The 23,510-nt window shown below is 73.4% G+C and carries 23 protein-coding genes and 1 riboswitch; of the genes, 12 read left to right on the plus strand and 11 right to left on the minus strand.

Annotated features, from left to right (window positions below):
- Position 1: 1 nt before the first annotated feature.
- From ACFWN3_RS03655 to ACFWN3_RS03670, 4 genes are all read right to left on the minus strand, one after another.
- Complete coding sequence (locus tag ACFWN3_RS03655) at positions 2–1,036, minus strand: rod shape-determining protein (RefSeq protein ID WP_377643532.1); 1,035 nt, start codon at positions 1,034–1,036, stop codon at positions 2–4.
- A gap of 74 nt (positions 1,037–1,110) precedes the next feature.
- Complete coding sequence (ndk, locus tag ACFWN3_RS03660; protein WP_377643533.1) at positions 1,111–1,533, minus strand: nucleoside-diphosphate kinase; 423 nt, start codon at positions 1,531–1,533, stop codon at positions 1,111–1,113.
- A 21-nt stretch (positions 1,534–1,554) separates the two neighbouring features.
- The gene (locus ACFWN3_RS03665) at positions 1,555–1,956 is read right to left on the minus strand and encodes a DUF4233 domain-containing protein (RefSeq protein WP_377643535.1); all 402 of its coding nucleotides are present in this window, start codon (positions 1,954–1,956) and stop codon (positions 1,555–1,557) included.
- Entirely contained in the window at positions 1,953–2,219 is a 267-nt protein-coding gene (locus tag ACFWN3_RS03670; RefSeq protein WP_377643537.1) for a hypothetical protein, read from the minus strand. Before ACFWN3_RS03670 ends, ACFWN3_RS03665 begins: the two co-directional genes overlap by 4 nt.
- 42 nt (positions 2,220–2,261) lie before the next feature.
- On the opposite strand from ACFWN3_RS03670, the gene ACFWN3_RS03675 reads away from it, so the two are divergent.
- Positions 2,262–2,888, plus strand: a complete 627-nt coding sequence (locus ACFWN3_RS03675; RefSeq protein WP_377643539.1) for a cation transporter — start codon at positions 2,262–2,264, stop codon at positions 2,886–2,888.
- Between the two features lie 37 nt (positions 2,889–2,925).
- Here the strand turns inward: ACFWN3_RS03675 and ACFWN3_RS03680 are convergent, their stop codons facing one another.
- On the minus strand, positions 2,926–4,320 hold the full coding sequence (locus tag ACFWN3_RS03680) for a bifunctional folylpolyglutamate synthase/dihydrofolate synthase (protein WP_377643541.1): 1,395 nt from the start codon (positions 4,318–4,320) through the stop codon (positions 2,926–2,928).
- A 267-nt stretch (positions 4,321–4,587) separates the two neighbouring features.
- On the opposite strand from ACFWN3_RS03680, the gene ACFWN3_RS03685 reads away from it, so the two are divergent.
- Complete coding sequence (locus tag ACFWN3_RS03685; protein WP_377643543.1) at positions 4,588–5,082, plus strand: cysteine dioxygenase; 495 nt, start codon at positions 4,588–4,590, stop codon at positions 5,080–5,082.
- Positions 5,079–5,480: a rhodanese-like domain-containing protein gene (locus tag ACFWN3_RS03690; protein WP_377643545.1), complete on the plus strand. Its 402-nt coding sequence runs from the start codon at positions 5,079–5,081 to the stop codon at positions 5,478–5,480. The genes ACFWN3_RS03685 and ACFWN3_RS03690 overlap by 4 nt, the downstream gene beginning before the upstream one ends.
- A 182-nt stretch (positions 5,481–5,662) precedes the next feature.
- Here ACFWN3_RS03690 and ACFWN3_RS03695 read toward each other — a convergent pair whose 3' ends face one another.
- Positions 5,663–7,741, minus strand: coding sequence for a M14 family metallopeptidase (locus ACFWN3_RS03695; protein WP_377643547.1), 2,079 nt, complete (start codon positions 7,739–7,741; stop codon positions 5,663–5,665).
- A gap of 135 nt (positions 7,742–7,876) precedes the next feature.
- The gene (gene ileS / locus ACFWN3_RS03700; RefSeq protein ID WP_377643549.1) at positions 7,877–11,224 is read right to left on the minus strand and encodes an isoleucine--tRNA ligase; all 3,348 of its coding nucleotides are present in this window, start codon (positions 11,222–11,224) and stop codon (positions 7,877–7,879) included.
- A 345-nt stretch (positions 11,225–11,569) separates the two neighbouring features.
- A riboswitch (cobalamin riboswitch) is annotated at positions 11,570–11,644 on the plus strand.
- Between the two features lie 114 nt (positions 11,645–11,758).
- On the opposite strand from ileS, the gene ACFWN3_RS03705 reads away from it, so the two are divergent.
- From ACFWN3_RS03705 to ACFWN3_RS03740, 8 genes are all read left to right on the plus strand, one after another.
- Positions 11,759–13,315 (plus strand): hypothetical protein, encoded by a 1,557-nt coding sequence (locus ACFWN3_RS03705; RefSeq protein WP_377643551.1) that lies wholly within the window; start codon positions 11,759–11,761, stop codon positions 13,313–13,315.
- On the plus strand, positions 13,315–14,178 hold the full coding sequence (locus tag ACFWN3_RS03710) for a hypothetical protein (protein ID WP_377643553.1): 864 nt from the start codon (positions 13,315–13,317) through the stop codon (positions 14,176–14,178). Before ACFWN3_RS03705 ends, ACFWN3_RS03710 begins: the two co-directional genes overlap by 1 nt.
- Positions 14,179–14,230: 52 nt before the next feature.
- Positions 14,231–15,379 carry an energy-coupling factor transporter transmembrane component T gene (locus ACFWN3_RS03715; RefSeq protein WP_377643555.1) on the plus strand — a complete coding sequence of 383 codons (1,149 nt, stop codon included), beginning with the start codon at positions 14,231–14,233 and terminating at the stop codon, positions 15,377–15,379.
- Positions 15,376–17,082: an ABC transporter ATP-binding protein gene (locus ACFWN3_RS03720; RefSeq protein WP_377643557.1), complete on the plus strand. Its 1,707-nt coding sequence runs from the start codon at positions 15,376–15,378 to the stop codon at positions 17,080–17,082. The genes ACFWN3_RS03715 and ACFWN3_RS03720 overlap by 4 nt, the downstream gene beginning before the upstream one ends.
- Positions 17,079–17,966: an ECF transporter S component gene (locus ACFWN3_RS03725; protein WP_377643559.1), complete on the plus strand. Its 888-nt coding sequence runs from the start codon at positions 17,079–17,081 to the stop codon at positions 17,964–17,966. Before ACFWN3_RS03720 ends, ACFWN3_RS03725 begins: the two co-directional genes overlap by 4 nt.
- The gene (locus ACFWN3_RS03730) at positions 17,963–18,502 is read left to right on the plus strand and encodes an NUDIX hydrolase family protein (RefSeq protein ID WP_377643560.1); all 540 of its coding nucleotides are present in this window, start codon (positions 17,963–17,965) and stop codon (positions 18,500–18,502) included. The genes ACFWN3_RS03725 and ACFWN3_RS03730 overlap by 4 nt, the downstream gene beginning before the upstream one ends.
- Before the next feature lie 97 nt (positions 18,503–18,599).
- Positions 18,600–19,778: an AI-2E family transporter gene (locus ACFWN3_RS03735; protein ID WP_377643562.1), complete on the plus strand. Its 1,179-nt coding sequence runs from the start codon at positions 18,600–18,602 to the stop codon at positions 19,776–19,778.
- A 135-nt stretch (positions 19,779–19,913) separates the two neighbouring features.
- Entirely contained in the window at positions 19,914–20,120 is a 207-nt protein-coding gene (locus tag ACFWN3_RS03740; protein ID WP_377643564.1) for a hypothetical protein, read from the plus strand.
- Here ACFWN3_RS03740 and ACFWN3_RS03745 read toward each other — a convergent pair.
- The 3 genes from ACFWN3_RS03745 to ACFWN3_RS03755 form a co-directional block, all read right to left on the minus strand.
- The gene (locus ACFWN3_RS03745) at positions 20,117–20,398 is read right to left on the minus strand and encodes a winged helix-turn-helix transcriptional regulator (RefSeq protein WP_377643566.1); all 282 of its coding nucleotides are present in this window, start codon (positions 20,396–20,398) and stop codon (positions 20,117–20,119) included. The genes ACFWN3_RS03740 and ACFWN3_RS03745 overlap by 4 nt on opposite strands.
- Positions 20,395–20,799: a VOC family protein gene (locus tag ACFWN3_RS03750; protein ID WP_377643568.1), complete on the minus strand. Its 405-nt coding sequence runs from the start codon at positions 20,797–20,799 to the stop codon at positions 20,395–20,397. The genes ACFWN3_RS03745 and ACFWN3_RS03750 overlap by 4 nt, the downstream gene beginning before the upstream one ends.
- A 220-nt stretch (positions 20,800–21,019) precedes the next feature.
- On the minus strand, positions 21,020–21,964 hold the full coding sequence (locus ACFWN3_RS03755; RefSeq protein ID WP_377643570.1) for a cold shock domain-containing protein: 945 nt from the start codon (positions 21,962–21,964) through the stop codon (positions 21,020–21,022).
- Between the two features lie 341 nt (positions 21,965–22,305).
- Between ACFWN3_RS03755 and ACFWN3_RS03760 the strand changes: the two genes are divergently transcribed.
- Positions 22,306–22,695 (plus strand): hypothetical protein, encoded by a 390-nt coding sequence (locus ACFWN3_RS03760; protein ID WP_377643572.1) that lies wholly within the window; start codon positions 22,306–22,308, stop codon positions 22,693–22,695.
- A gap of 33 nt (positions 22,696–22,728) precedes the next feature.
- Here the strand turns inward: ACFWN3_RS03760 and ACFWN3_RS03765 are convergent, their stop codons facing one another.
- Positions 22,729–23,481 (minus strand): lysophospholipid acyltransferase family protein, encoded by a 753-nt coding sequence (locus tag ACFWN3_RS03765; protein ID WP_377643574.1) that lies wholly within the window; start codon positions 23,479–23,481, stop codon positions 22,729–22,731.
- Positions 23,482–23,510 lie beyond the last annotated feature (29 nt).

Raw genomic sequence — 23,510 nt, forward strand, 5'->3', positions numbered from 1 at the left:
GTCAGGGGCGGCGGTTGTCGACGAGCACCCGCTCGAGGGCGCCGAACTCCTCGACGCAGCGGCCGGCACCGCGGGCCACCGCGTGGAGGGGGTCGGTGGCGGCGTGGACGGGGACGCCGAGCTCGTGGGACAGCCGCTCGTCGAGGCCGCGCAGGAGGGCTCCCCCTCCGGTGAGCGCGATGCCGCGGTCGACGACGTCGCCGGCGAGCTCGGGCGGGCAGACGTCGAGCACGGTCCGCACGAGCTCGACGATCTGGGCGACCGGGGTCTCGATGGCACGGCGCAGCTCGGCCGACGAGATCGTCACGGTCTTCGGCAGCCCGGTCACGAGGTCGCGGCCGCGCACCCGGCCGGTCAGCTCCTCGACGAGCGGGAACGCCGACCCCGCGGCGACCTTGAGGTCCTCGGCGCTGCGCTCCCCGAGGAGGAGGGAGTACTCGGACTTCACGTGGGAGACGATCGCCTCGTCGATCTCGTCACCGCCGGTGCGCACGGTGCGGGCGGTGACGACCCCGCCCAGGCTGATGACGGCGACGTCGGTCGTGCCGCCCCCGACGTCGACGACCATCGACGCGCGGGTCTCCTCGACGGGCAGGCCGGCCCCGATGGCGGCGGCCATCGTCTCCTCGATGACGTAGACGCGGCGGGCGCCGGAGCGCAGGGTGGCGTCCTCGAGGGCACGCCGTTCGACCCCCGTGATGTCGCCGGGCACGCACACGACGACGCGGGGGCGCACGAGGCGGGAGGGGGCGACCTGGTCGACGAACCAGCGGATCATCCGCTCGGTCACGTCGGCGTCGGAGATGACGCCGTCGCGCAGCGGGCGCACCGCCCGGACGGTCTCGGGGGTGCGGCCGAGCATCTCCTTGGCCCGGGTGCCGGCGGCGAGCAGCTCGCTCGTCCCGGCCCGCACGGCGACGACGGACGGCTCGTCGAGGACGACCCCGCGCCCGCGCGCGTAGATGACGGTGTTGGCGGTGCCGAGGTCGATGGCGAGGTCCCGGCCTCGCAGCCACCCGATGTCCCACCCGGTCATGCCCAGCAGGCTAGGTCGAGGGCGGCGTCATCCCTCGGTGCCACACCGTGGGTGCTGCCACGGCGTCGGGCGCGTCAGAGCCCGGGGAACCAGATGCCGATCTCGCGGGCCGCGGACTCCGGGGAGTCCGACCCGTGGACGATGTTCTTCTGCACCTTCTCGCCCCAGTCGCGGCCGAGGTCGCCACGGATGGAGCCCGGAGCCGAGGCCGTGGGGTCGGTGGCGCCGGCGAGGGCCCGGAAGCCCTCGATGCAGCGCTCGCCCTCGATGACCACGGCCGCGACCGGGCCGGAGGACATGAACGACACGAGCGGCTCGAAGAAGGGCTTGCCCTCGTGCTCGGCGTAGTGCCGGTGGAGGCGCTCGACGTCGGGGGTGAGCACCTGGAGGGCGACGAGGGTGTACCCCTTCGCCTCGATCCGGCGCAGCACCTCCCCGGTGAGGCCGCGGGCGAAACCGTCGGGCTTGACGAGGACGAGCGAGCGTTCGGTGGTCACGGGGCCAGCCTAGCGACGGGCTCAGGTGCCCTCGGCCGCCGCCTCCCGCTCGCGCTGCGCCACGACGGCGTCGACCTTCATCCCCTGGAGGAGGAGGACGACCCACAGCAGCGTGAAGACGACGGCGACGCCGATCATCGCCGTGACGACCACCGCGCTCGCCCAGGTGAGGACCTGGACGAGCCAGCCGAGCGTGATGCCGACCGGGCTGCGCATCAGGCCGCTCGACACGAGGGCGAGGACCGCCAGGCCGAGGCCCACCCAGAGCAGGGTCTCGCCCCGCTCCGGCTCACCGGCCGCGATGGCGTTGCCCCGGGCGACGAGGGCGAAGAACGACAGGATGATGCTCTGGCCGAAGAGCGCGACGGCGAGCAGCCTGAAGGTGAACTTGCCCTGTCGCCCGTAGAGGGGCAGGCGCCTCATGCGCCCTTCTTCCACTTCCGGACGTCGATGGCCGCCTTGGCCGCCATGAGGCTTGACCCGGTGGCGTCGCGGTAGAGCTTGACGGCGTGGACGACCTCGTCGTTCGCGAGCGCCGCGTCCACCGCGTCGCGGGTCGCGTCGGGGAGCTCCTCGACGGGGGTGAACACCACCGGCTCCCGCTGGGCGTTGCGCACCCTGACGAGGACGAACCAGACGGCCGCGACGACGGCCACGAGGAGGAGCAGCTTGACGAACGGCGACATGCGCCAAGGGTAGGGGGCGGGAGCGTCTGGTCTCATGGTCGGGTGGCCCCTCCCCCGGTCCTCGACGCGACCGCCCTGCGCCGGGTCGTCCTCGTCGTCGCGGCGCTCAACCTCACCTGGTTCGGGGTCGAGGTCGTCGTCGCCCTGTCCATCGGGTCGGTCGCGCTCCTCGCGGACTCGGTCGACTTCCTCGAGGACACCACGATCAACCTGCTCATCGCCCTGGCGCTCGGCTGGACGCTGGCCCGCCGGGCGGTCGTCGGGCGCGCGATGGCGGTCGTCATCCTCGTGCCGGCGCTCGCCGCCGCGTGGCAGGCGGTCGCGAAGGTGTCCGACCCGGTGGCCCCCGCCGTGTGGCCGCTCGTCCTGACCGCGGCGGGCGCGGCCGTCGTCAACGGCGCCTGCGCCCTCCTGCTGGCCCGCGTGCGCCACCACGGCGGCTCCCTGTCGGCGGCCGCCTTCCTCTCGGCCCGCTCCGACGTCGCCGTCAACCTCGCCATCGTCGCGATGGCGGGGGTCACCGCCGTCTCCGGGTCGGGGTGGCCGGACCTCGTCCTCGGCGCCGTCATCGTCCTCGTCAACGGGGCGGCCGCGCTCGAGGTGTGGCGCCTGGCGGGCGAGGAGCGGCTGGCGGGGCGCGTCCTCGCCGGCGAGGACCTCGACGACTGACCGCGGACTCCCGCGGACGCCGGGGCGACGAGACCGCTCAGACGTTCGTCGTCCCGAGGAGCATCCGGACCTCGGCGGCGGTGACGACCGAACCGGTCGCGAGCACGCCACCCCCGACTCCGCCACCCGCGTCGGCGAGCCCCGCGGCCTGGTCGAGGGCGTCGGGCAGCTCGTCGACGACCGTGACGCGGTGCTCGCCGAAGACCTCGTTGGCGAGCTCGCCGAGCTGGCGCGGCGACATCGCGCGCGGCGACGTCGTGCGGGTGACGACGACCTCGTCGAGGGCCGGCTCGAGGATCTCGAGCATCTCGACGACGTCCTTGTCCTTCATCACGGCGACGACGCCGACGAGCCGGGCGAAGGTGAACGAGTCCTCGAGCGCCTGGACCAGGGCGACGGCCCCGGCGGGGTTGTGCGCGGCGTCGACGAGCACCGTGGGGCTGCGACGGACGATCTCGAGCCGGCCGGGCGAGTCGACCCGCGCGAGCCCGGCACGGACGACCTCGATGTCGATCGGCTGCTCCCCCCCGCCGAGGAAGGCCTCGACGGCGGCCACGGCGACGGCCGCGTTCTGCGCCTGGTGGGTGCCGTGCAGCGGCAGGTAGAGGTCGGGGTACTCGGCCGCGAGCCCCCGCACCGAGATCTGCTGGCCGCCCACCGCGACATCACGCTCGGAGACGCCGAACTCGTTGCCCTCGAGCACGATTCGCGCTCCCACCGCCTCGGCCCGCTCCCGGAGGACCTCGAACGCCTCGGGCTCGAGCTGGAGCCCGGACACCGTGATGGCCTCGGGCTTGATGATGCCCGCCTTCTCGGTGGCGATTGCCTCGATCGTGTCGCCGAGGAAGTGGGCGTGGTCCATGCCGATCGGCGTCACGACCGACACCGGGGCGTCGACGACGTTGGTGGCGTCCCACGACCCGCCCATCCCGACCTCGACGACGGCGACGTCGACGGGCAGGTCGGCGAAGGCGGCGTACGCGACCGCGACGAGGACCTCGAAGTAGGTCAGCGGCGGGCCGCCGTCGAGGATCGAGCGGCCGTCGACGATCTCGATGAAGGGGATCACCTCGTCGTAGGCGTCGAGGAAGCGCTCGTCGTCGATCGGGACGCCGCCGATGGCGATCCGCTCGAGCATCGAGTGCAGGTGCGGCGAGGTGAACCGCCCGGTCTTGAGCCCGAGCTCGCGCAGCAGCGACTCGATGATGCGCGCCGTGCTCGTCTTGCCGTTGGTGCCCGTGACGTGGATGACGGGGAAGGTGCGCTGCGGGTCGCCGAGGAGCTCCATCACCGCGGCGATCCGGTCGAGGGAGGGCTCGAGGTCGTGCTCGGGCGCGCGGGAGAGGATGGACTCCTCGACCTGGCGCAGCCGTCGGGACAGCTCGAGCCGGTGGGCGGCGTCGCGCTGCGGGGCATCGGGGGCGGGACTCACCCGCCCATTGTGTCCGACACCCACCCCCCTCGTTTCATCCCAACATGTCGTTATGGGTTGCATAACGTCGAGTTCCTGTTCTAGCGTGGCGCCATGAGCACCCAGCGACTGTGCCTGCCGCGCCCGGCGATGCCGACGACGCGCCGCGGCTGTCGCTGTCGCCGCGAGGTCTGACCCACCCGCTCCTCCGCCCCCCGGCCACCCGGGGGACGCCCTCTGCTGCTCATCCCGCCCGGACGCCCCGGCCCGCCGCTCCTGGAGACCACCATGACCGTCACCGACCACCGCACGCTCCCCCGGACCCACGCCCTGCCCTCGACCCACCCGCTGACCACCGCGCGACGGCTCGCGGGCCAGGACGACCTCTGGCGCCCGCACGTCGACTTCGACCCGACCGCGCGCTACTACCGCCGCCTCGTCGCCGAGGGCGACCACGAGGTGTGGCTGCTGACCTGGCTTCCCGGCCAGGGCACGCCGTGGCACGACCACGGCGGCAGCGCCGGCGCGTTCGTCGTCCTCCAGGGAGCCCTGGTCGAGCAGACCGCCGCCCACGGTCTCATCCGCGGCCTCAAGCGCATCCACCGCCGCGGGTCCTCGCACGGGTTCGGGCCGGAGTACGTGCACCGGGTGACCAACGAGGGCCCCGACCCGGCCGTCTCGCTGCACGTCTACGCGCCGCGCCTCGAGCGGATGAACGACTACGCCGACCGCGACGGCGTCCTCGAGCTCACCGAGGTCCGACGGGTGGGTGCGGACTGGTGAGCACCACGAGCCGCATCGACCTGCTCCTGTCGGCCGCGCGCGCCCGGCTCGACCGCCTCTCCCCCGAGGACGCCGCCGCCGAGGTCGCGCAGGGGGCCGTCCTCGTCGACATCCGCCCCGCTGCCCAGCGCGCCGAGCACGGCGAGGTCCCGGTCGCCCTGCTCGTCGAGCGCAACGTCCTCGAGTGGCGGTTCGACGCGACCAACGACGCGGCCCTGCCGATCGCCGACGACGACCTGCGCGTCATCGTCCTCTGCCAGGAGGGGTACACCTCGAGCCTGGCGGCGGCGGCGCTGCGCGACGTGGGCGTCCACCGGGCCACCGACGTCGTCGGCGGCTTCGCGGCGTGGGGTGCCGCGGGGCTGGCCACCCGGTCCGTGGGGGAACGGGCCGCCTGAGACCCGTCGGGAGGGCGCGCGGGGTCAGTCGCCCGCCCGACGTGGAGACGAGGTGGTGCCCGGGTCGCGGGGACCCGGGCACCACCTCGTCGTGTCGACGAGACACCCCGACCTCCGGTGGGGCTTCCCGACGTTCGGGGTGCCCCACCGGAGGTTCCGGCATCAGGCGGGAGAGCCGGGACTCAGCCCTTGGCCTTCTTGCAGGCGTTGCCGACGTTCACCGTCTGGCCGCGGTCGACGATCACCGAGCGCTCGGAGACCATGGCGCCGCCGGTCGTCGAGCAGGTGAGCGTCCACGCCTCCTTGACGCCGGTCTCGACCTTCGGGTTCGGACCGCCGAAGCGGACCTCGCCGGTCCAGTCGCTCGTCTCTCCGCCGTCGTAGTTGATGAGCTCGACGGTGTAGGTCCCGGGAACCGGCTCGATGAGGAGGGCGACCTCCGGGTCGGCGAGCGTCTCGGCGGACCCGACGACGTCGCCGTCGGAGTTGCGGATGACGACGTCCCAGTCGACGCCCGGGTCGGGCCACTGGACGCGGACCTCGGCCTTGAAGTTGTCGTACTGGGGCATGCCGCCGATGGTGAACGTCGCGAACTCCGACTCGAACGTCCCCGGGGTGCCGGCCGGGTTGGTCAGGGCCACCGTCGGCTGGGCCGGCGCGGCGGGCTCACGGCCCCAGCGACCGGCGACGACCGGACGGGTCGAGGGGTTGACCGCCCACGAGAACTTGCCACCCGTCGACCTCAGCGAGCTCGAGAGGTCGTTCTGGTAGGCGATCGGCGCACCCACGGACCCGTCGGGCTGGTTGACCGGCGAGGTCAGCGTCTGGAACGACTTGCTCACCGTGAGGACGCGGCCCGCCGGCGCGGTGCCGGTGATCGTCGAGTGGAACGCCTTGTCGATCGTCGACTCGGCCATCCGGTAGTAGGCCTCGCGGTTGCCGCCCTGGCCCGCACCCGCGGCCGGCTCGAGGCCGAGGTACTCGGCGACGACGGCGTTCTGGTACTCGGGGTGGAAGCCCTCGGTGCCGATCTCGAAGGTGAACCCGTAGCCACCGGTCTGCCAGTAGCTCCAGTCCTCGACCGACCCGGAGGTGTCGTAGAGCTGGAACGAGGCCCAGTTCGCGTAGTCGTTCGCGTCGGTCATGCTCTTGCCGAGCGCCTTGTACTGCGGCTCGTCCGGGGAGTACCCGGTCGAGAGCAGCGACGGCGGGCGCAGCACGAGGTTGCTGAACGTGTGGTTGGTGATGAGGTTGGTGACCTGGCGGCCCGAGATGAGCTGCTTGATGTTGTCGACCTCGGGGGTGTCGCCGGGACCGTCACCGCGGTAGGTGTCACTGCTCCAGCTCGTGCTGGCACCGTTGCCGCCCCAGAACCCCGGGTAGTTGCGGTTCGGGTCGGTGCCGCGCAGGCGACCGGCGAGGTTGGCGCTGCAGGTGCCGGTGCGGTACTGCGCCGGGGTGTTCGCCGAGATCGTGCAGTTCTTGCGCTTCATCTCGTAGTCGAAGGTCGAGAAGTCGCCGAGCGGCGCAGCGGAGCGGCTGATGACGAAGCCGTCGACGTTGACGACCGGCACGATGATGGTGCGCTCGTTCTGGACGATCTTCCGGGCGCGGGCGTCGGTGGCGTAGCCCTTGAGCAGCTCGTGGGCCCACTCCATCGAGTGCTCGACCGACGGCCACTCGCGCGCGTGGTGCGCCCCCATCATCAGCATGACCGGCTTGCCGTCGTCGACGTTCGCGGCGTTGGTCGTGATCTCGATGCCCTTGACGTCGCGGCCCTCGACGCTCTTGCGCGCGAGGGTGAGCGGCTTGACGAGGTTCGGGTAGTCCTTGGCGAGCTGCGCCATCTCGGCGTTGATCTCGTCGAGGGTGCGGTAGGACGTGCGCCCGCTCGGCAGCCCGGAGGCCGCGACCGATGCCGCGTACTTCTTGTCCGCGGCACGGGCCTTGCGCATCGTGGCCGCGAGGTCGGCGTCCTCGACGCGCCAGGTGAACCCGGCGGCGCGCAGCCTCCTCGCGTCGGCCGCGGAGTGGAGGACGACCTCGACACCCGTGGCGTCGCCGTGCTCGGTCGTGTCGAGCCCGAGGTTGTTGACCCTGGTGCGCTCGGCCGGGCTCGGCGCGTTGACGTGGACGACCTGGACCTTCTCCTCGGCCGGCGAGGGGGTCGCTGCGGACACCCCGGCTCCGGTGAGGACGACCGCGGCGGCGAGGGCCACCGTCATCGGGAGTCGTCGGGTGTGGACAGGTAGAGACTTCATCGGCTGCTCCTGCATCGGGGGATGACCCTGGCTGTGGGGCGTCTGTGGCGCCACCTTGGCAACCTAGACCCGCAGGTGGGCGCCCGCACCCCCTGGGAGCTCGTTGAATGCGGGACCAGGCGGGAAGGTCGTGACTCAGCGGCGGGTGACCCTCAGGCGCACGGGGTAGCGCTCGCCGACGACGGCCTCGGTGACCCCGTCCCCGCCGGCCTCGAGGGCGTCGAGGTCGGGCCCCACCGACAGGTGCTCGGCCAGCACCTCCCCCGTGACGAGGTCACGGTGGTTGAGGACGGCGCGGTAGACGAACTCGGCCCCGGCGACCTCGAGCGAGATGCGGTCGGAGACGTCGAGGCCCGCGTCGCGCCGGGCCTGCTGGACCGCTCGGACGAGGTCGCGCGCGGCGCCCTCGAGCTCGAGCTCGGGCGAGACGTCGGTGTCGAGCACGACGAAGCCGCCGCCCGGCATCATCGCCGTCGCGCGCGAGCCGGCCTCACCGGCGTCGACGACGGTGTCGAGGGTGTACTCGCCCTCGACGAGCGCCAGGCCGCCCGAGGTGACGGTGCCGTCGTCCGCCACCGACCAGTCGCCGGACTTGGAGCCCTTGATGGCCACCTGCACGTCCCTGCCGAGCCGCGGCCCGGCGACCCGTGCGTTGACGACGAGCCGGCGGCTGATCCCGAAGTCGGAGCCCTGCGCGTCGGCGACGTCGAGGACGCGCACGGCCTTGACGTTCAGCTCGTCGGCGATGATCCCCGCGAAGGGCTCGAGGCCGGCGGGGTCCGGTGTGACGACGGTCAGCTCGGTGAGCGGGAGCCGGACGCGCAGCTTCTCGGCCTTGCGCAGCGAGGACCCGGTGGAGCACACGGAACGGACCTGGTCCATCGCGGCGACGAGGTCGTCGTCGTCGGGCAGGAGCGTGGCGTCGGGCCAGTCCTCGAGGTGGACGGAGCGACCGCCGGTGAGGCCGCGCCAGATCTCCTCGGTGACGAGGGGCAGGAGGGGAGCCGAGACCCGCGTGACCACCTCGAGGGCGGTGTAGAGGGTGTCGAACGCCGCGTGTGCCACGGAGGCGTCGCCGGACCCGGTGTCCCAGAACCGCTCTCGCGACCTGCGGATGTACCAGTTGGTGAGGACGTCGACGAACTGGCGCACCGACTCGCAGGCGCCCGGCACGTCGTAGGCGTCGAGCTGGGTGGTCACCGTCGAGACGAGGACCCGCAGCTTGGCCAGCAGGTAGCGGTCGAGCGGGTCGGTGGACGCGGTCGACCACTGCGCCTCGTACCCGGCGCCGCCGTCCATCGCGTTGGCGTACAGCGCGAAGAAGGACCAGCTGTTCCACAGCGGGATGAGGACCTGGCGGACACCCTCGCGGATGCCCTCCTCGGTGACGACGAGGTTGCTGCCCCGGAGGATGGGCGAGGCCATGAGGAACCAGCGCATCGCGTCGGCGCCGTCGCGGTCGAACACCTCGGTGACGTCGGGGTAGTTGCGCAGCGACTTGCTCATCTTCTGGCCGTCGTTGCCGAGGACGATGCCGTGGCTGACGCACGACGAGAACGCCGGGCGGTCGAAGATCGCCGTCGCGAGGACGTGCAGCGTGTAGAACCAGCCGCGGGTCTGCCCGATGTACTCGACGATGAAGTCGGCCGGGAAGTGCGCGTCCTGGGCGTCGGTCCCGGCGAACCACTCGGCGTTCTCGAAGGGGTAGTGCACCTGGGCGTACGACATCGAGCCCGAGTCGAACCAGACGTCGAGGACGTCCTCGACGCGGCGCATCGTCGAGCGGCCCGTGGGGTCGTCGGGGTTCGGACGGGTCAGCTCGTCGACGAACGGACGGTGGAGGTCGGGGTTGCCCTCGCGGTCGCGCGGGAGGTCGCCGAAGTCGCGCTCCATCTCGGCGAACGACCCGTAGACGTCGAGCCGGGGGTGCGCCGGGTCGTCGGACTTCCAGACGGGAACCGGGCTGCCCCAGAACCGGTTCCGCGTGATCGACCAGTCGCGGGCGTTCTCGAGCCACTTGCCGAACTGGCCGTTCTTCACGTGGTCGGGGACCCAGGTGATGTCGCGGTTGAGCTCGACCATCCGGTCCTTGAACGCGGTGACCTCGACGAACCACGACTCGACGCCCTTGTAGATGAGGGGCTCGCGGCAGCGCCAGCAGTGCGGGTAGCTGTGGTCGTAGGTCTCGCGGCGCAGCAGGACCGTGCCGGGGGTGACCGAGCCGGTCGACCCCTCCCCCCTGGTCGCGTTGCGCAGGTGCTCGATGATGAGGGCGTTGGCGTCGAAGACCTGGACGTCCTCGTAGTCGGCGACGGGCACCGTGAAGCGGCCGCTCTTGCTCACCGGCATGACGGCCTCGATGCCCTCGCGGTCGGTGACCTCCTTGTCGACCTCACCGAACGCGCCGGCGGTGTGGACCACGCCGGTGCCGTCGGTCGTCGTCACGGCGTCGTCGGCGGCGACGACGCGGAAGGCGTTCTCGTGGCCGGCGTAGTAGGAGAACGGCGGCTCGTAGGTGCGGCCGACGAGGTCGGCGCCCTTGTACCGGCCGAGGACGGCGAACTCCCCGTCGGCGTCGGCGAGCTCGCGGGCGTAGGTGGCCAGGCGGGCCTCGGCGAGGAGGTAGCGGGCGGTCGTGCCGGCCCCGGGGACCGGCGCCTCGACGACGACGTAGTCGATGTCCGAGCCGACCATGACGGCGAGGTTCGACGGCAGGGTCCACGGGGTCGTCGTCCAGACGAGCACGTGCGCGCCGTCGAGGACCGGGTCGGTGCCGGCGTCGGAGAGGAGGTAGCCGACGGTGACCGCGGGGTCCTGGCGGTTCTGGTAGACCTCGTCGTCCATCCGCAGCTCGTGGTTCGACAGCGGTGTCTCGTCGTTCCAGCAGTAGGGCAGGACGCGGAAGCCCTCGTAGACGTAGCCCTTGTCGAACAGCGACTTGAACGCCCAGATGACCGACTCCATGTAGTCGGGGTTCATCGTGCGGTAGTCGTTCTCGAAGTCGACCCAGCGCGCCTGCCGGGTCACGTAGTCGCGCCACTCGCCGGTGTACTTCATCACCGAGTCGCGGCAGGCCTCGTTGAACTTCTCGATACCGAGCTCGAGGATCTCGTCGGTGGTCTTGATGCCGTTGAGGCGCATCGCCTCGAGCTCGGCGGGCAGCCCGTGGGTGTCCCAGCCGAAGCGGCGCTCGACCCGGCGCCCGCGCATCGTCTGGTAGCGCGGCACGACGTCCTTGACGTAGCCGGTGAGCAGGTGGCCGTAGTGCGGCAGGCCGTTGGCGAAGGGCGGGCCGTCGTAGAAGACGAACTCGTTCTCGCCGCGCTCCCCCGGCGAGCGGTTCTCGACCGAGGCCCGGAAGGTGTCGTCGGCCTTCCAGTGCGCGAGGACGGCCTCCTCGACCTGCGGGAAGCGCGGGCTCGCGGGGACGCCGAAGGCGGCTCCGGTGTGCTCACCGGTGGTGCTGACCTTGGGGTACGACATGGGTTCTGGCTCCTGCGGGGTCGTCTCGCTCGTGTCCTGCACGAGGACGACGGCTCACCACGACGTCGATGACGACGCCGGGCGGGACCACCGCGGTACCACCTCGCTTGCCCCCGCCGTGGCGGTGGCCGCTCTTGCACCAGGTCGTGTCGTGACCCCGACGCCCGGGTCTAGTGAGGACCTGACCGAGGTCGGGTCCCGTTCTTCCGGAAGGCTCGCCGCTGATGACGGCTCGAGCGCCTGTGGGACGTGATCCTACCCACGACGGACGCGGTCTCCCCACCCGGTTCGGCAGGAGGTAGAGTCGGCGCCGTCGCCTCCGGGCGACACACCCACCGCACCTGCAGGGGGAAGCCGGTCGAAGTCCGGCACTGTCCCGCAGCCGTAGGTCACGAGCGATCGTGGCGAGTCGGAATGCCCAGCAGGCGCGCGCGGCTCCAGTTCACCCGTCGAGGAATGCGGGACGGAGCCCGAGGATCCGGGGCTCCCCCGGTGGTTCGGGCACTCGTCACGAACCGCCCAGGAGAGGCACCGATGTCCCCCACCACCACCCGCGCCGCGCTCCGTCGCGCCGGGATCCTGCTCGTGGCCGCCGCGCTCGTCGGGGTGCCGGTCTCCGGCGCCCTCGCGGAGCCGACGCCCGAGCCCACCTCGACCGCCACGGCCGGGACCCCCGCGCCGAGCGCGTCGTCCGAGCCCACGGTGAACCCGAGCCCCGGCGAGGGCCCGACCGGGACGCCGAGCCCGAGCACGTCGGCGGTCCCGACTCCCAGCGACCTCCCCTCGACCTCGGCGCCCGCCCCGAGCACCTCGGCCCCGGCGCCCAGCGCCGGCACGGGCGACGGTGGCCGCAGCGCGATCGCGGCCCTCGTGGCCTCGCCCGAGGGCGACGCGGCGGCCGCGTTCATGGCACGCACGCTCGCCGACAACGACGACCACTACGTCTACCCCGCCAGCACCTTCTTCGACGGCGGCAACACCATCGACGCCATCATCGCGATGAGCGCCATCGGCACCGAGGACGCCCAGGCCGACGCGTCGCTCGCCTACCTCGACGCCAACCTCGGCGGCTACACCGGCGCCGACTTCGACGAGCTCTACGCGGGCCCGACCGCGAAGGCCCTCCTCGGCGTCCTCGTCGCGGGCGGCGACCCGACCGACTTCGGCGGCACCGACCTCGTCGCCGACCTCCAGGACCTGGAGACGGCCGGGGGCCGGTTCAGCGACGACTCCGCGTTCGGCGACTACTCCAACACCATCGGCCAGTCGCTGGCCCTCGTCGCCCTCTCCCGTGCCGGTGAGCCCCTGACCGCCGCGTCGGTCGAGCTCCTCCTCGACCAGCAGTGCTCCGACGGAGGCTTCCGCGGCTCCATCGGCGCGGCCACCTGCACGAGCGACGCCGACGCCACCGCGTTCGCCGCCCAGGCACTCGTCGCCGCGGCGGGCACGCTCGTGTGCGGCACCGGCGCCGACGGCCTCCCGGCCCGCGCCACGGCCGCCGCCGACGACGGGCTCGACGCCCTCGAGGCGCTCCAGGGCCCCGACGGCGGCATCCTCGGGAGCGAGGGCGCGCAGAACGCCAACACCACCGGCGTCGCCGCCCAGGCGTTCGTCGCGGGCGGCCGCACCACCGCGGCCGAGGACGCCGCCGGCTTCGTCGCCACGCTCCAGTACGACGCCTCGACGCCGGCCGCGCTGCAGGGCGGCATCGCGTACTCGGCGACGACCCGCTCCACGACGACCCCCAGCGACACCGACCTGAGGGCGACGCCCCAGGCCGCGCTCGGCCTCGCCCTCGAGTCGCTCGTCACCGCCATCGCCGAGGGCGCCGCGGACCCCGCACCGGCCTCCGCCTGCCCGGCGGTCCCGAGCGTGACCGTGACGCCGACCTCGAGCACCGACCCCACGACGACGACGGCGCCCACCTCGGGCTCCGACGGCGGCGAGACCACCGGCCCGGTCGCGTCGGGTCCCGACGCCCTCGCGCAGACGGGCTCCGACCTGCTCCTTCCCGTCGGTGTCGGCCTCGCTCTCCTCGTCGTCGGTGGCCTCGCGGTCGCCGCCTCGCGCCGCCGGGGGGCGCACGCCTGATGGCGCCCGCTCCGCTTCGCGCTCTCCTCGGTCGCCTCGCCGGCACCGCCGTCGCCGCGGGCCTGGTCCTCACCGGGTTCGTCGCGACGGCGGGCCCGGCATCGGCCGCCGCCTGCTCCGGGACCAGCGGGGTCACCGTCGTCGTCGACACCGGGAGCTCGACGAGCACCCGGTGCGCCTCGGGTGACCCGTCGTCGGCGTGGAAGGCGCTGACGGCCGCCGGGTACGCGGTGACGCCGGTGCAGCAGTTCCCGGGCGCCATCTGCCGGATCGACGGCTACCCGTCGAACCAGGCCTGCGTCCGGATGCCGCCCGCCGACGCCTACTGGGCCTTCTTCCACGCCGCTCGCGGCGGGAGCTGGACCTACAGCAGCTCCGGGGCCACGAGCCACGACCCGGCGCCCGGGACGGTCGTGGGGTTCAGGTTCGGCTCGGGGCAGAAGCCCCGCTCCGCGCCACCCGCGACGTCGGCGACGAGCACGCCGAAGCCCACGCCCAAGCCCACCGTGAAGGCGACCCCCAAGCCGCAGCCGCGGACCACGGCACCGCGCCCGACGGCGGCCGCACCGAGGACGAGCGTCGCCCCGAGCAGGACGACCACGACCTCGTCCGCCCGCCCGACGACGGGTCCGAGTGCCTCCGCCTCGCCGTCGGCGACCGCCTCGGCGTCCCCGAGCGCGACCGCCACCCCCTCGGCGAGCACGTCGGTGACCGCGAACGGCTCGCAGGGGCCGACCCCCGTCGCCGCGGCGGCGACGGGGTCCGACGGGTCGGGTGGCCCGGGCACGCTGCTCGCGGGCGGCGCCCTCGTCGCCCTCGTCGCAGGAGCCGGTGGCTGGGCGGCGTGGAAGCGACGCGCCTGAGCGCGCTCGGCGCGGGCAGCACGAAGGGCGCGTGCCGCGCGATGATGGTCCCGTGAGCCCGACCCTCCCCCGAGCGGTCCACCCGGCCGCCTGGTGGGCCTGGGCGATCGGGATGGCCGTCGCGGTGAGCACGACGAACAACCCCCTCCTCCTCGCGCTGGCGCTCGCCGTCGTCGCCCTCGTCGTCGCCGCCCGCCGCGGGTCCTCGCCGTGGGCCCGCGCCTTCCGGCTCTACCTCTGGCTGGGCCTGGCCATCGTCGTCGTGCGGGTCGTGCTCCACGTCGTCGTCGGGCTCAAGGTGGGCGAGGTGGAGGTCGTGCGGCTGCCGGAGGCGACGCTGCCCGCATGGGCCGCCGGCATCCAGGTCGGCGGGACCGTGTACCTCGAGGGACTGCTCCACGCGGCCCTCCAGGGTGCTCGGCTCGCCGTCATCATCGCCTGCGTCGGCGCGGCCAACGCCCTGGCCAACCCCAAGCGGCTGCTCCGCGCGCTGCCGGGCGCCCTCCACGAGATCGGCTCGGCCGTCGTCGTCTCGGTGTCGGTGGCCCCCCAGCTGGCCGAGAGCGTCCAGCGGGTCCGGCGGGCCCGGCAGCTGCGCGGTGACACGAGCCGCGGCTTCCGCTCGGTGCAGGCCGTCGCCCTGCCCGTCCTCGAGGACACCCTCGACCGCTCCCTCCTCCTCGCCGCGGCGATGGACTCGCGCGGCTACGGCCGCAGCGTCGCCGTGCCGCGCGGGGTGCGGGTCACGACCGCGACGCTGACCCTCGGTGGGCTGCTCGCGAGCGCGGTCGGGGTGTACGGGGTCCTCGACGCCTCGACCCCGGCGCTCCTCGGCACCCCCACCCTCGTCCTCGGGCTGGTGCTGTGCGCCGCCGGGCTGTGGCTGGGAGGACGGCACGTCCCCCGCTCGACGTACCGGCCCGACCCCTGGCTCGGTGCCGAGTGGGCGACCGTGGCGTGCGGGGCGCTGGCCGCCGGCCTCCTCGTGTGGCTCTCGCGGACGACACCGGTCGCCCTCGAGATGCCGCTGACGCCGCTCGGGTCGCCCGGGCTGCCGCCGCTCGCGGTCGCGGCCCTGCTCGTCGGCGCCCTGCCGGCCTTCGTCACCCCGCCACCTCCGCCGCCCCCGAGCAGAGGGCCTCGCCGCGGCGCTCCCTCGCTCGCGGCGCGCGCCCACGAGAAGATGGTGGCCAACTCGTGACCGACACCCACGCGATCTCCCTCCAGCACGTCTCGGTCACCCTGCCGGGGTCCGACCGTCCCGTCCTGCGCGACGTGTCGCTGACGGTCGACGACGGCGAGCTCGCCCTCGTCGTCGGGCGCACCGGCTCGGGCAAGTCGACCCTCCTCGGGGCGATGTGCGGCCGGGTGCCCCACTTCACCGGGGGCACCCTCGCCGGGCACGTCCTCGTCCACGGCCGCGACACCCGCCGGCACCGGCCGCGCGACCTCGCCGACCTCGTCGGCGTCGTGGGGCAGGACCCGCTCGCCGGGTTCGTCACCGACACCGTCGAGGAGGAGCTCGCCTACGGGATGGAACAGCTGGGCCTGCCCGCCGCGACGATGCGCAAGCGCGTCGAGGAGACCCTCGACCTCCTCGGCATCGCCGACCTGCGCCACGCGGCGCTGCGCGAGCTGTCCGGCGGGCAGCAGCAGCGGGTCGCCATCGGGTCGGTCCTCACGGCCCACCCCCGGGTCATCGTCCTCGACGAGCCGACCTCGGCGCTCGACCCCACCGGCGCCGAGGAGGTCCTCGCGACGATCACCCGGCTCGTCCACGACCTCGCGGTCACCGTCGTCGTCGCCGAGCACCGCGTCGAGCGGGTGCTCCACTACGCCGACACGGTCATCCACGTCTCCCCGGAGGGCGAGGTCGTCTCGGGACTGCCGTCCGACGTCATGGTCGACTCCGACATCACCTCCCCCGTCGTCGAGCTCGGTCGCTGGGCCGGCTGGTCGCCCCTGCCGTTGTCGGTCCGCGACGCCCGGCGCTCCGCCCGCGACCTCCGTTCCCGCCTGACCGCCACCCTCCCCGCCGACGGCACCACGGCCCCGGACAGCAGCCGACCACGTGGTCACGTCGGGGACGGCACGGGCCCCGCGGAGGGCGACCGGACGGACGCGCTCGTGGCGCGCGACGTCGTCGTGCGCTACCCGGGCGACGTCGTCGCCGTCGCCGGGGTCGACCTCACCCTGCGGGCCGGCGAGGTCACCGCGCTCATGGGGCGCAACGGGTCGGGCAAGTCGACCCTGCTGTGGGCGTTGCAGGGCACCGGGCCGCGCACCTCCGGGACCGTGCGCGCCAGCGGCCCGGGCCACCCCGAGGCCGTCGACCCGCGCTCCCTCGCCGCCGGGCGCCGCCGCGCGCTCGTCGGCCTGGTCCCCCAGTCGGCGGCCGACCTGCTCTACCTCGACACGGTCGGGGGCGAGTGCGCCCAGGCCGACCGCGAGAGCGACGTCCCCGCCGGCACGTGCGCCGCCCTCCTCGAGGGTATCGCCCCGGGCATCCCCGCGAGCCGCCACCCCCGCGACCTCTCGGAGGGGCAGAAGCTGGCCCTCGTCCTCGCCGTGCAGCTGACCGCCGACCCTCCCGTCCTCCTCCTCGACGAGCCCACCCGCGGTCTCGACCCGACCGCCAAGGCGGCGCTGGGCACCGTGCTGCGCGCCCTCGCCGGGCGGGGACGGGCCGTCGTCGTGTCGACCCACGACGTCGAGTTCGTCGCCGAGAGCTCCGACCGCGTCGTCGTCCTGGCCGAGGGCGAGGTCGTCGCCGACGGGCCCACGGCCGAGGTCGTCGTGGCGTCTCCGGCGTTCGCCCCACAGGTCGCCAAGGTCACCGCGCCGGGGCCCTGGCTCACCGTCGCCGACGTGCGCTCCGCCCTCGAGGACGTGCCGGTCCGATGACGACGCCCGCCCCCCGCACGCGGCTGCGCGTCGTCCGGCTGCGACCCAGGTCGGCCGCGGCCGTGGCCCTCGTCAGCGTCGTCGGGGTCCTCGCGTTCATGTGGCCGCTGTTCGTGTCCCCGGGGTCGGGTCTGGCCCACAGCGCCGACGCGCCCCTCGTCTTCGCGGTCGTCCTCCCCCTCCTCCTCGCCGTGGTCCTCGCCGAGCTGAGCGAGGGCGGCATGGACGTCAAGGCCGTGGCGATGCTCGGGGTGCTGGCGGCCGTCGGCGCGGCGCTGCGGCCGCTCGGCGCGGGGACCGCCGGGCTCGAGACCGTGTTCTTCCTCCTCGTCCTCGGCGGCCGGGTGTTCGGGGCGGGCTTCGGCTTCGTCCTCGGCGCGACGACGCTGTTCGCGTCCGCGCTCGTCACCGGAGGGGTCGGACCCTGGTTGCCCTTCCAGATGCTCGGCGCCGCCTGGGTCGGCTGGGGCGCGGGGCTGCTCCCTCCGGCCCGCGGACGGGCCGAGCTGCTCATGCTCGTCGGGTACGGCGCCCTCGCGGGCCTGTTCTACGGCGCGATGCTCAACCTGTCGTTCTGGCCGTTCGCCACGGGCATGTCGGGCGGGCTGTCCTTCGTGCCGGGCGACGCGTTGCCCGACAACCTCCACCGCTTCGTCGTCTTCACCCTCGCGACCAGCCTGGGCTGGGACATCGGCCGGGCCGTGACGACCGGCGTCCTCGTCGCGGTGACGGGCCGGGCCGTCCTCGGTGCGCTGCGGCGCGCGGCGCGGCGGGCCGCGTTCGAGGAGCCGGTGACGTTCTCCGAGAGGGCGCCTGCCGGTGGTCCCCCCGTCGTGACCGCCGCGCCGTCCCCGGGTCCCGACGTGGCACGATCGGGGCCATGAGCAGCCTCGACCTGGACCGCAACCCCGCCTGGCTGAGCCGCGAGGACCTCGACGCGGCACGCCAGAAGCTGCCGATCCTCTACGTCGACGCCGTCCCGGTGCGGGTCGACGAGCGCGGCGGCGTGACCGCCGTCGGCGTGCTCCTGAGGATCGGCGACGAGGGGACGGTGTGCCGTGAGCTCGTGTCCGGCCGGGTGCTGCACCACGAGCGGGTGCGCGACGCCCTCCTGCGGCACATCGAGAAGGACCTCGGCCCGATGGCGCTCCCCCGCGTCCCGGCGAGCCCGCAGCCGTTCACCGTGGCCGAGTACTTCCCGACGCCCGGGGTCACCCCGTTCCACGACCCGCGCCAGCACGCGGTCTCCCTCGCCTTCGTCGTCCCGGTCGCGGGCGACTGCTCGCCGCAGAACGACGCCCTCGACCTCACCTGGCTGACGCCCGACCAGTGCCTCGACCCCGGGGTCCAGGCCGAGATGGACCGCGGCCACGGGGTGCTGCTGCGCCAGGCGCTCGCCCACCTCGGCCACGCCGTCTGATCCCTTCGACCGTCTCCGAGTGCGGCGGGCCCGGATCTGGGAGACTGCGATCGCCGAGCAGGCTCCGCCTCGGGACCTCTGGGACGAAGGATTGACGATGTCGACTCCGGACGCTCACAAGACGCCACGCTCCGAGACCCCCGCGGCCGGCGGGGCCTCGGCGGCCGGCAGCGGCCCCGTCGTGACGGTGCGCGTCGAGCGGGCGACGGTCTGGCGGACCGGCCTGATCCTCGCGGCCGTGGGGGTGGGCCTGCTGCTGTTCCTGTGGCTGTTCTCCGTGCTCAGCCACTTCCTGTTCCTCCTCGTGCTCGCGTGGCTGTTCGCCACCGCCCTCGAGCCCGGCATCCGGTGGCTGGTCCAGCGCGGCTGGTCGCGGGGGGTGGCGACCGCCCTCCTGGGCGGCAGCGCCGTGGTCCTCGTCCTCGTCCTCGTCACGGTGTTCGGGCAGCTGTTCTTCACCCAGGTCGCCGACTTCGTCGTCGGGGTGCCGGACCTGACCACCTCGGTGATCGACGTGGTGAACCGCCGGTTCGGGACGAACCTCGACCCGACGACGATCTCCTCGAAGCTGAGCCTGGACCCCTCCCAGATCGCCACGTGGGCCGGGTCCCTGTCCGGCGGGGTGCTCGGTGTCGTGGGGTCGCTGTCCGCCGTGGTGTTCGACCTCGTCACCGTGCTCGTGTTCGGCTTCTACTTCGCCGGCGCCGGCCCCCGGCTGCTCCACACCCTTGCCTCGTGGATGCCGCCGCGGCTGCAGGAGGTCTTCATCACGGTCACCGAGATCACGATGGCCAAGACCGGCGGGTACGTCGTGTCCAAGATCGTCCTCGCGGCCGCGTCCGCCTTCTTCCACGGGGTCTTCTTCGCCGCCATCGGTGTCCCCTACTGGTTGGCGCTGGCGCTGTTCGCCGGCATCACGGCGCAGTTCGTCCCCATCGTCGGGACCTACCTGGGGGTCATCCTCCCCGTCGTCGCGACCGTGTTCATCAGCCCGTGGAAGGCGGTGGCGATCATCATCTTCGCCGTCGTCTACCAGCAGCTCGAGACGTACGTGTTCACCCCCCACGTCAGCAAGAAGACGATGGACGTGGACCCGGCCATGGCCCTCGGCGCGGTCTTCGTCGGTGCCGCCATCTGGGGACCGCTCGGCGCGCTGATCGGCATCCCCCTCGCGGCCGCGGGCGTCGCGATCCTCGACACGTACAGCCATCGGTACGAGCTGGTCCCCGAGGTCCTCCAGGTGGGCGAGGCGACACCCGAACCGGACACGACCTGACCGTTCGCCGCCGCTGTGTCGACGCCCCGTCCGGGTGTCGCCATTGCGCCGGGTCCGTGCGAGGGTCACCATGGCTGGCATCAGGTCCGAGGTGCCCGGCCGACAGCGGCCGGGCGGGGTGAGGGGGTGGTCGCGGTGATGTGGTTCCTCATCGCTCTCGGTGTCGTCGTCGCCGGCCTCGCCCTCCGGGACCTGCTCCGACGCCCGGACCCCACGGCGAAGCCCCGGCCCGACCACGGCCGGCACACCGCGGACGGCTGGCGCACCGGCGAGACGCGGGGCTGGGACGGGGTCAGGGGTGGCGGCAACTCGCCGAGCAACGGGGGCGGGTCACCCCTCTAGCCGTCGTCGGCACCCCAGCGTCCGAGGGCATCGACCGCCTCAGCCAGTGCGAGCCCTCGGTCGGTCAGCGCGTACGCGCGGGTGTTGTGGCGGAGAGGCAGGCGGGTCAGTACGCCCGCCGCCTGCAGCTCGCGCAGGCGGGTGGCGAGCATGTTCGTCGGCACCCCGAGGTCGCGCTGGAGGTCGCCGTAGCGCTGAGGGCCGTCGAGCAGCCGCTCCACGATGAGCAGCGCCCACCGGCTCCCGACGACGTCGAGGGCCGCGGCGAGGTCGCTCACTCGGTGGCGTCGGTGGTCGGCTTCATCCAGAACGGCGAGTAGTGGTAGCCGTCGGGGTCGTCGAACTGGCGCTGGTACATGAAGGGGTAGTCGTCGGTGTCGCCGACGAATCCGCCTGCGGTACCGGCGCGCTCGACCAGCGCGTCGACCGCCTCGCGGCTACCGAGGTCGAACGACACCGTGACCTTGGAGGGGGTGTCCGGTCCGCCGACCCGCTCCTCGACGCCGCCGACGCCGGCGTACATCTCGTGGCTGCCGAGCATGAGGTACTGCTCGGGCGCGATGGCGAAGCACGACACGTTGTGGTCGGACATGTCCGGGTTGAGCGTCCAGCCGAGGGCGGTGTAGAAGGCGGTCGCGCGCTCGACGCTGTCGACGGGGCAGGTGATGAAGAGGCTCATGCGGGCATACTTGCAAAATGCAAGTGCCCCGTCAAGACCTGGGGGCGATCTCCTCACGACCCGAGGCGCGCGGTCCCGCCGATGACGTCGCCGGGCGGCGTTGTCATCTCGATCCCCTCCGGCGCAGCCGAACCCGCTCTGCCCCCGCGTTCCTCGTGGCGGGGGCCGTCGATCACCGGGTGGACCGCCGTGCGGCCGATCCGCCCGGACCGCCCCGCGCTCACATCCGTTCGACGCGGTCGGCCTGCGGTCCCCGGTCGCTCAGTCGCACCTGGTAGCGGACCCGGTCGCCGTGGTGCAGCGCCTCGGCGCCCCTGATGACCGACACGTGGACGAACAGGTCCGCGCCCCCCGCGTCCGGGGTGATGAAGCCGAACCCCCGCTCCTCGTCGTAGCGGGCGACCACTCCCTCGCCGCCGCGCGCCGGGGCGTCGGACTGCTGCTGGCGACCCGGCCGGGCACGGGTCGTCGGCCGTGCCGGTGCGCCCCGCTGCGTGGAGCCGCGGGCCAGGCGCACGTCGCGGGCCTGCGGGCCCTTCTCGCTCATGACGACGTCGAACGTGACCCGGTCCCCCTCCCCCAGGTCGGGGAGCCCGTCGGCCAGGTCCCGGACGTGGACGAAGACGTCGGGGCCGCCCGCCTCGGGCGTGATGAACCCGAAGCCCTTGTCCCCGTCGTACCAGGTGACGGTGCCGTCCGCCCCGTCGGGTGCCACCGCCTGCTGGGCGGCCTGGGCTCCCAGGGGGAGCAGGTGGTCAGCGAGCGGGCCCTTCTCCCCGTCGACGACGAGGAAGGCCACCCGCTGCCCCTCGGAGATCACGCCGCCCCCCACGATGGCCGAGCTGTGGACGAAGACCTCGGCGCCGCCGCCGTCGGGCGAGACGAAGCCGTACCCCTTGGCGGGCTCGTACCAGGAGACGGTGCCGAGCACGCCCAGCGGTGCGTCGGCGGACCGGTCGGCCGTGACCCGCACGCGGCGTGCCTGCGGGCCGCGGTCCCCCTCGCCGATCTCGAACTCGACGACCTGCCCCTCCCGGAGCACCTTGGTCGCGTCGTCGCTGACGATCTCGGACGCGTGCACGTACAGGTCCTCCGCCTCCTGCCCGAGGGCGATGAAGCCGAACCCCCGGTCGGCGTCGAACCAGCGGACGGTTCCCTCGGTCACGGCTGACTCCTTGTCCAAGCGACGGTCGGTGCTCCTCCAGTGTCCCCGACGCGAGCGCGACACGCGCACGGCGCCCGACAGGGCTCCCGCCCTCGGGGGAAGGGGGCCCGTGCGGAGGTTCCGCGCCGTCACCGTGATGACGCGGAAATCCCCGGATGGCGCACGTCCACCCGCGCCATCTCGGAGTTCCTGCGCCGTCGCAGTGATGACGCGGACGTCCACGGGACGAGCCCTCCTCGGCAGGGGCGGACGGCGGTGAGGAGGGTAACGCTCACCGGGCGTTCACCAGGGCTTTCGCGCGACGTGGCACCCCGCACACCCGGCCCTGGGACGGTGACCGGGTGAAGAGCCACCTGGACATCGACGCTGCCTTCGGAGCCGACGCCGTGCCCGGCGTGCTCGAGCTCCGGCTCGAGGGCTTCGAGCCGCTCGAGGAGTACACCGCGGAGGTCGCCCTCGGGGAGGCCTGGCCGCAGCAGTACCGCCGACAGGTACCCGACGTGCGCCTCGACCGAGGGGCCGACGGTGGACCCGACGCCGTCCTCTGGATGGTGAGGTCGCCGTGGGAGTCCATGACGGTCGGTGAGGTGGTCGCCATGGCCTGGTCGTGGATCGACCGCCACCCCACGCCCCGGACGGACACCGAGCTCGACGCCCGCGCGCGCGAGGTGCTGAGCTGGTCACTGCACGACGTGCGCTCGTGGATCACCCAGCCCCGGCGTGCCTCCTGACGGCCGAACGCCGTCCGGGTCGCAGCCCCACCGTCAGCCGGTGAACTTGTCCCTGGTGCGGGTCATGTCGTGGTGGTCGGCGGCGTGCGCGGCCTCGAGCGTCGGGGCGGTGCCGCCGAGCCGGGCCGGGACGTAGCGCAGGTCGTCGCCGGACAGGGTGGGGTACTCGGCCTGCTGGGCGTCGAGCTGGGCCTGCATCACGGCCTTGACGCGGGCGGACGCGGCGGCGACGTCATCGCGACGACCGATCTCGATCGGCTCCCCCACGGTGATCGACACCGGGATGTTCGCGCGGCCCATGTGCTTGGGCAGGTCCTTGGTCCAGACCCGCTGCCCGCCCCAGATCGTCACGGGGAGGACGGGCACGCCGGCCACCTGGGCCATCTTCACGGCACCGGGCTTGAACTCCTTGAGCTCGAAGCTGCGCGACATCGTCGCCTCGGGGAAGACCCCGACGATCTCACCCGCCCGCAGCGCCCGGATCGCGGCGGCGAACGCCTCGCCGCCCTTGTGCCGGTCGACGGGGATGTGGTGCATGCCGCGCATCAGGGGGCCGGACACCTGGTGCGAGAACACCGACTTCTTCGCCATGAAGCGCACGTAGCGGCGGTGCGGCCAGGCGGGCAGCCCGGCGTACATGAAGTCGAGGTAGGACGTGTGGTTGATCGCCATGACGGCGCCGCCCTCGCGCGGGACGTTCTCCTCGCCGAGGATCCTGATGCTCGTGCCCTGGAGGAAGAACAGGGTCTTCACCGCGTGGATGACGGGGCGGTACACGGGCTCCATGCGCCCACCCTAGGCCAGCGCGACGCCCT

The organism is Oryzobacter terrae, from assembly GCF_042756445.1.
GTDB classification, from domain to species: domain Bacteria; phylum Actinomycetota; class Actinomycetes; order Actinomycetales; family Dermatophilaceae; genus Oryzobacter; species Oryzobacter terrae.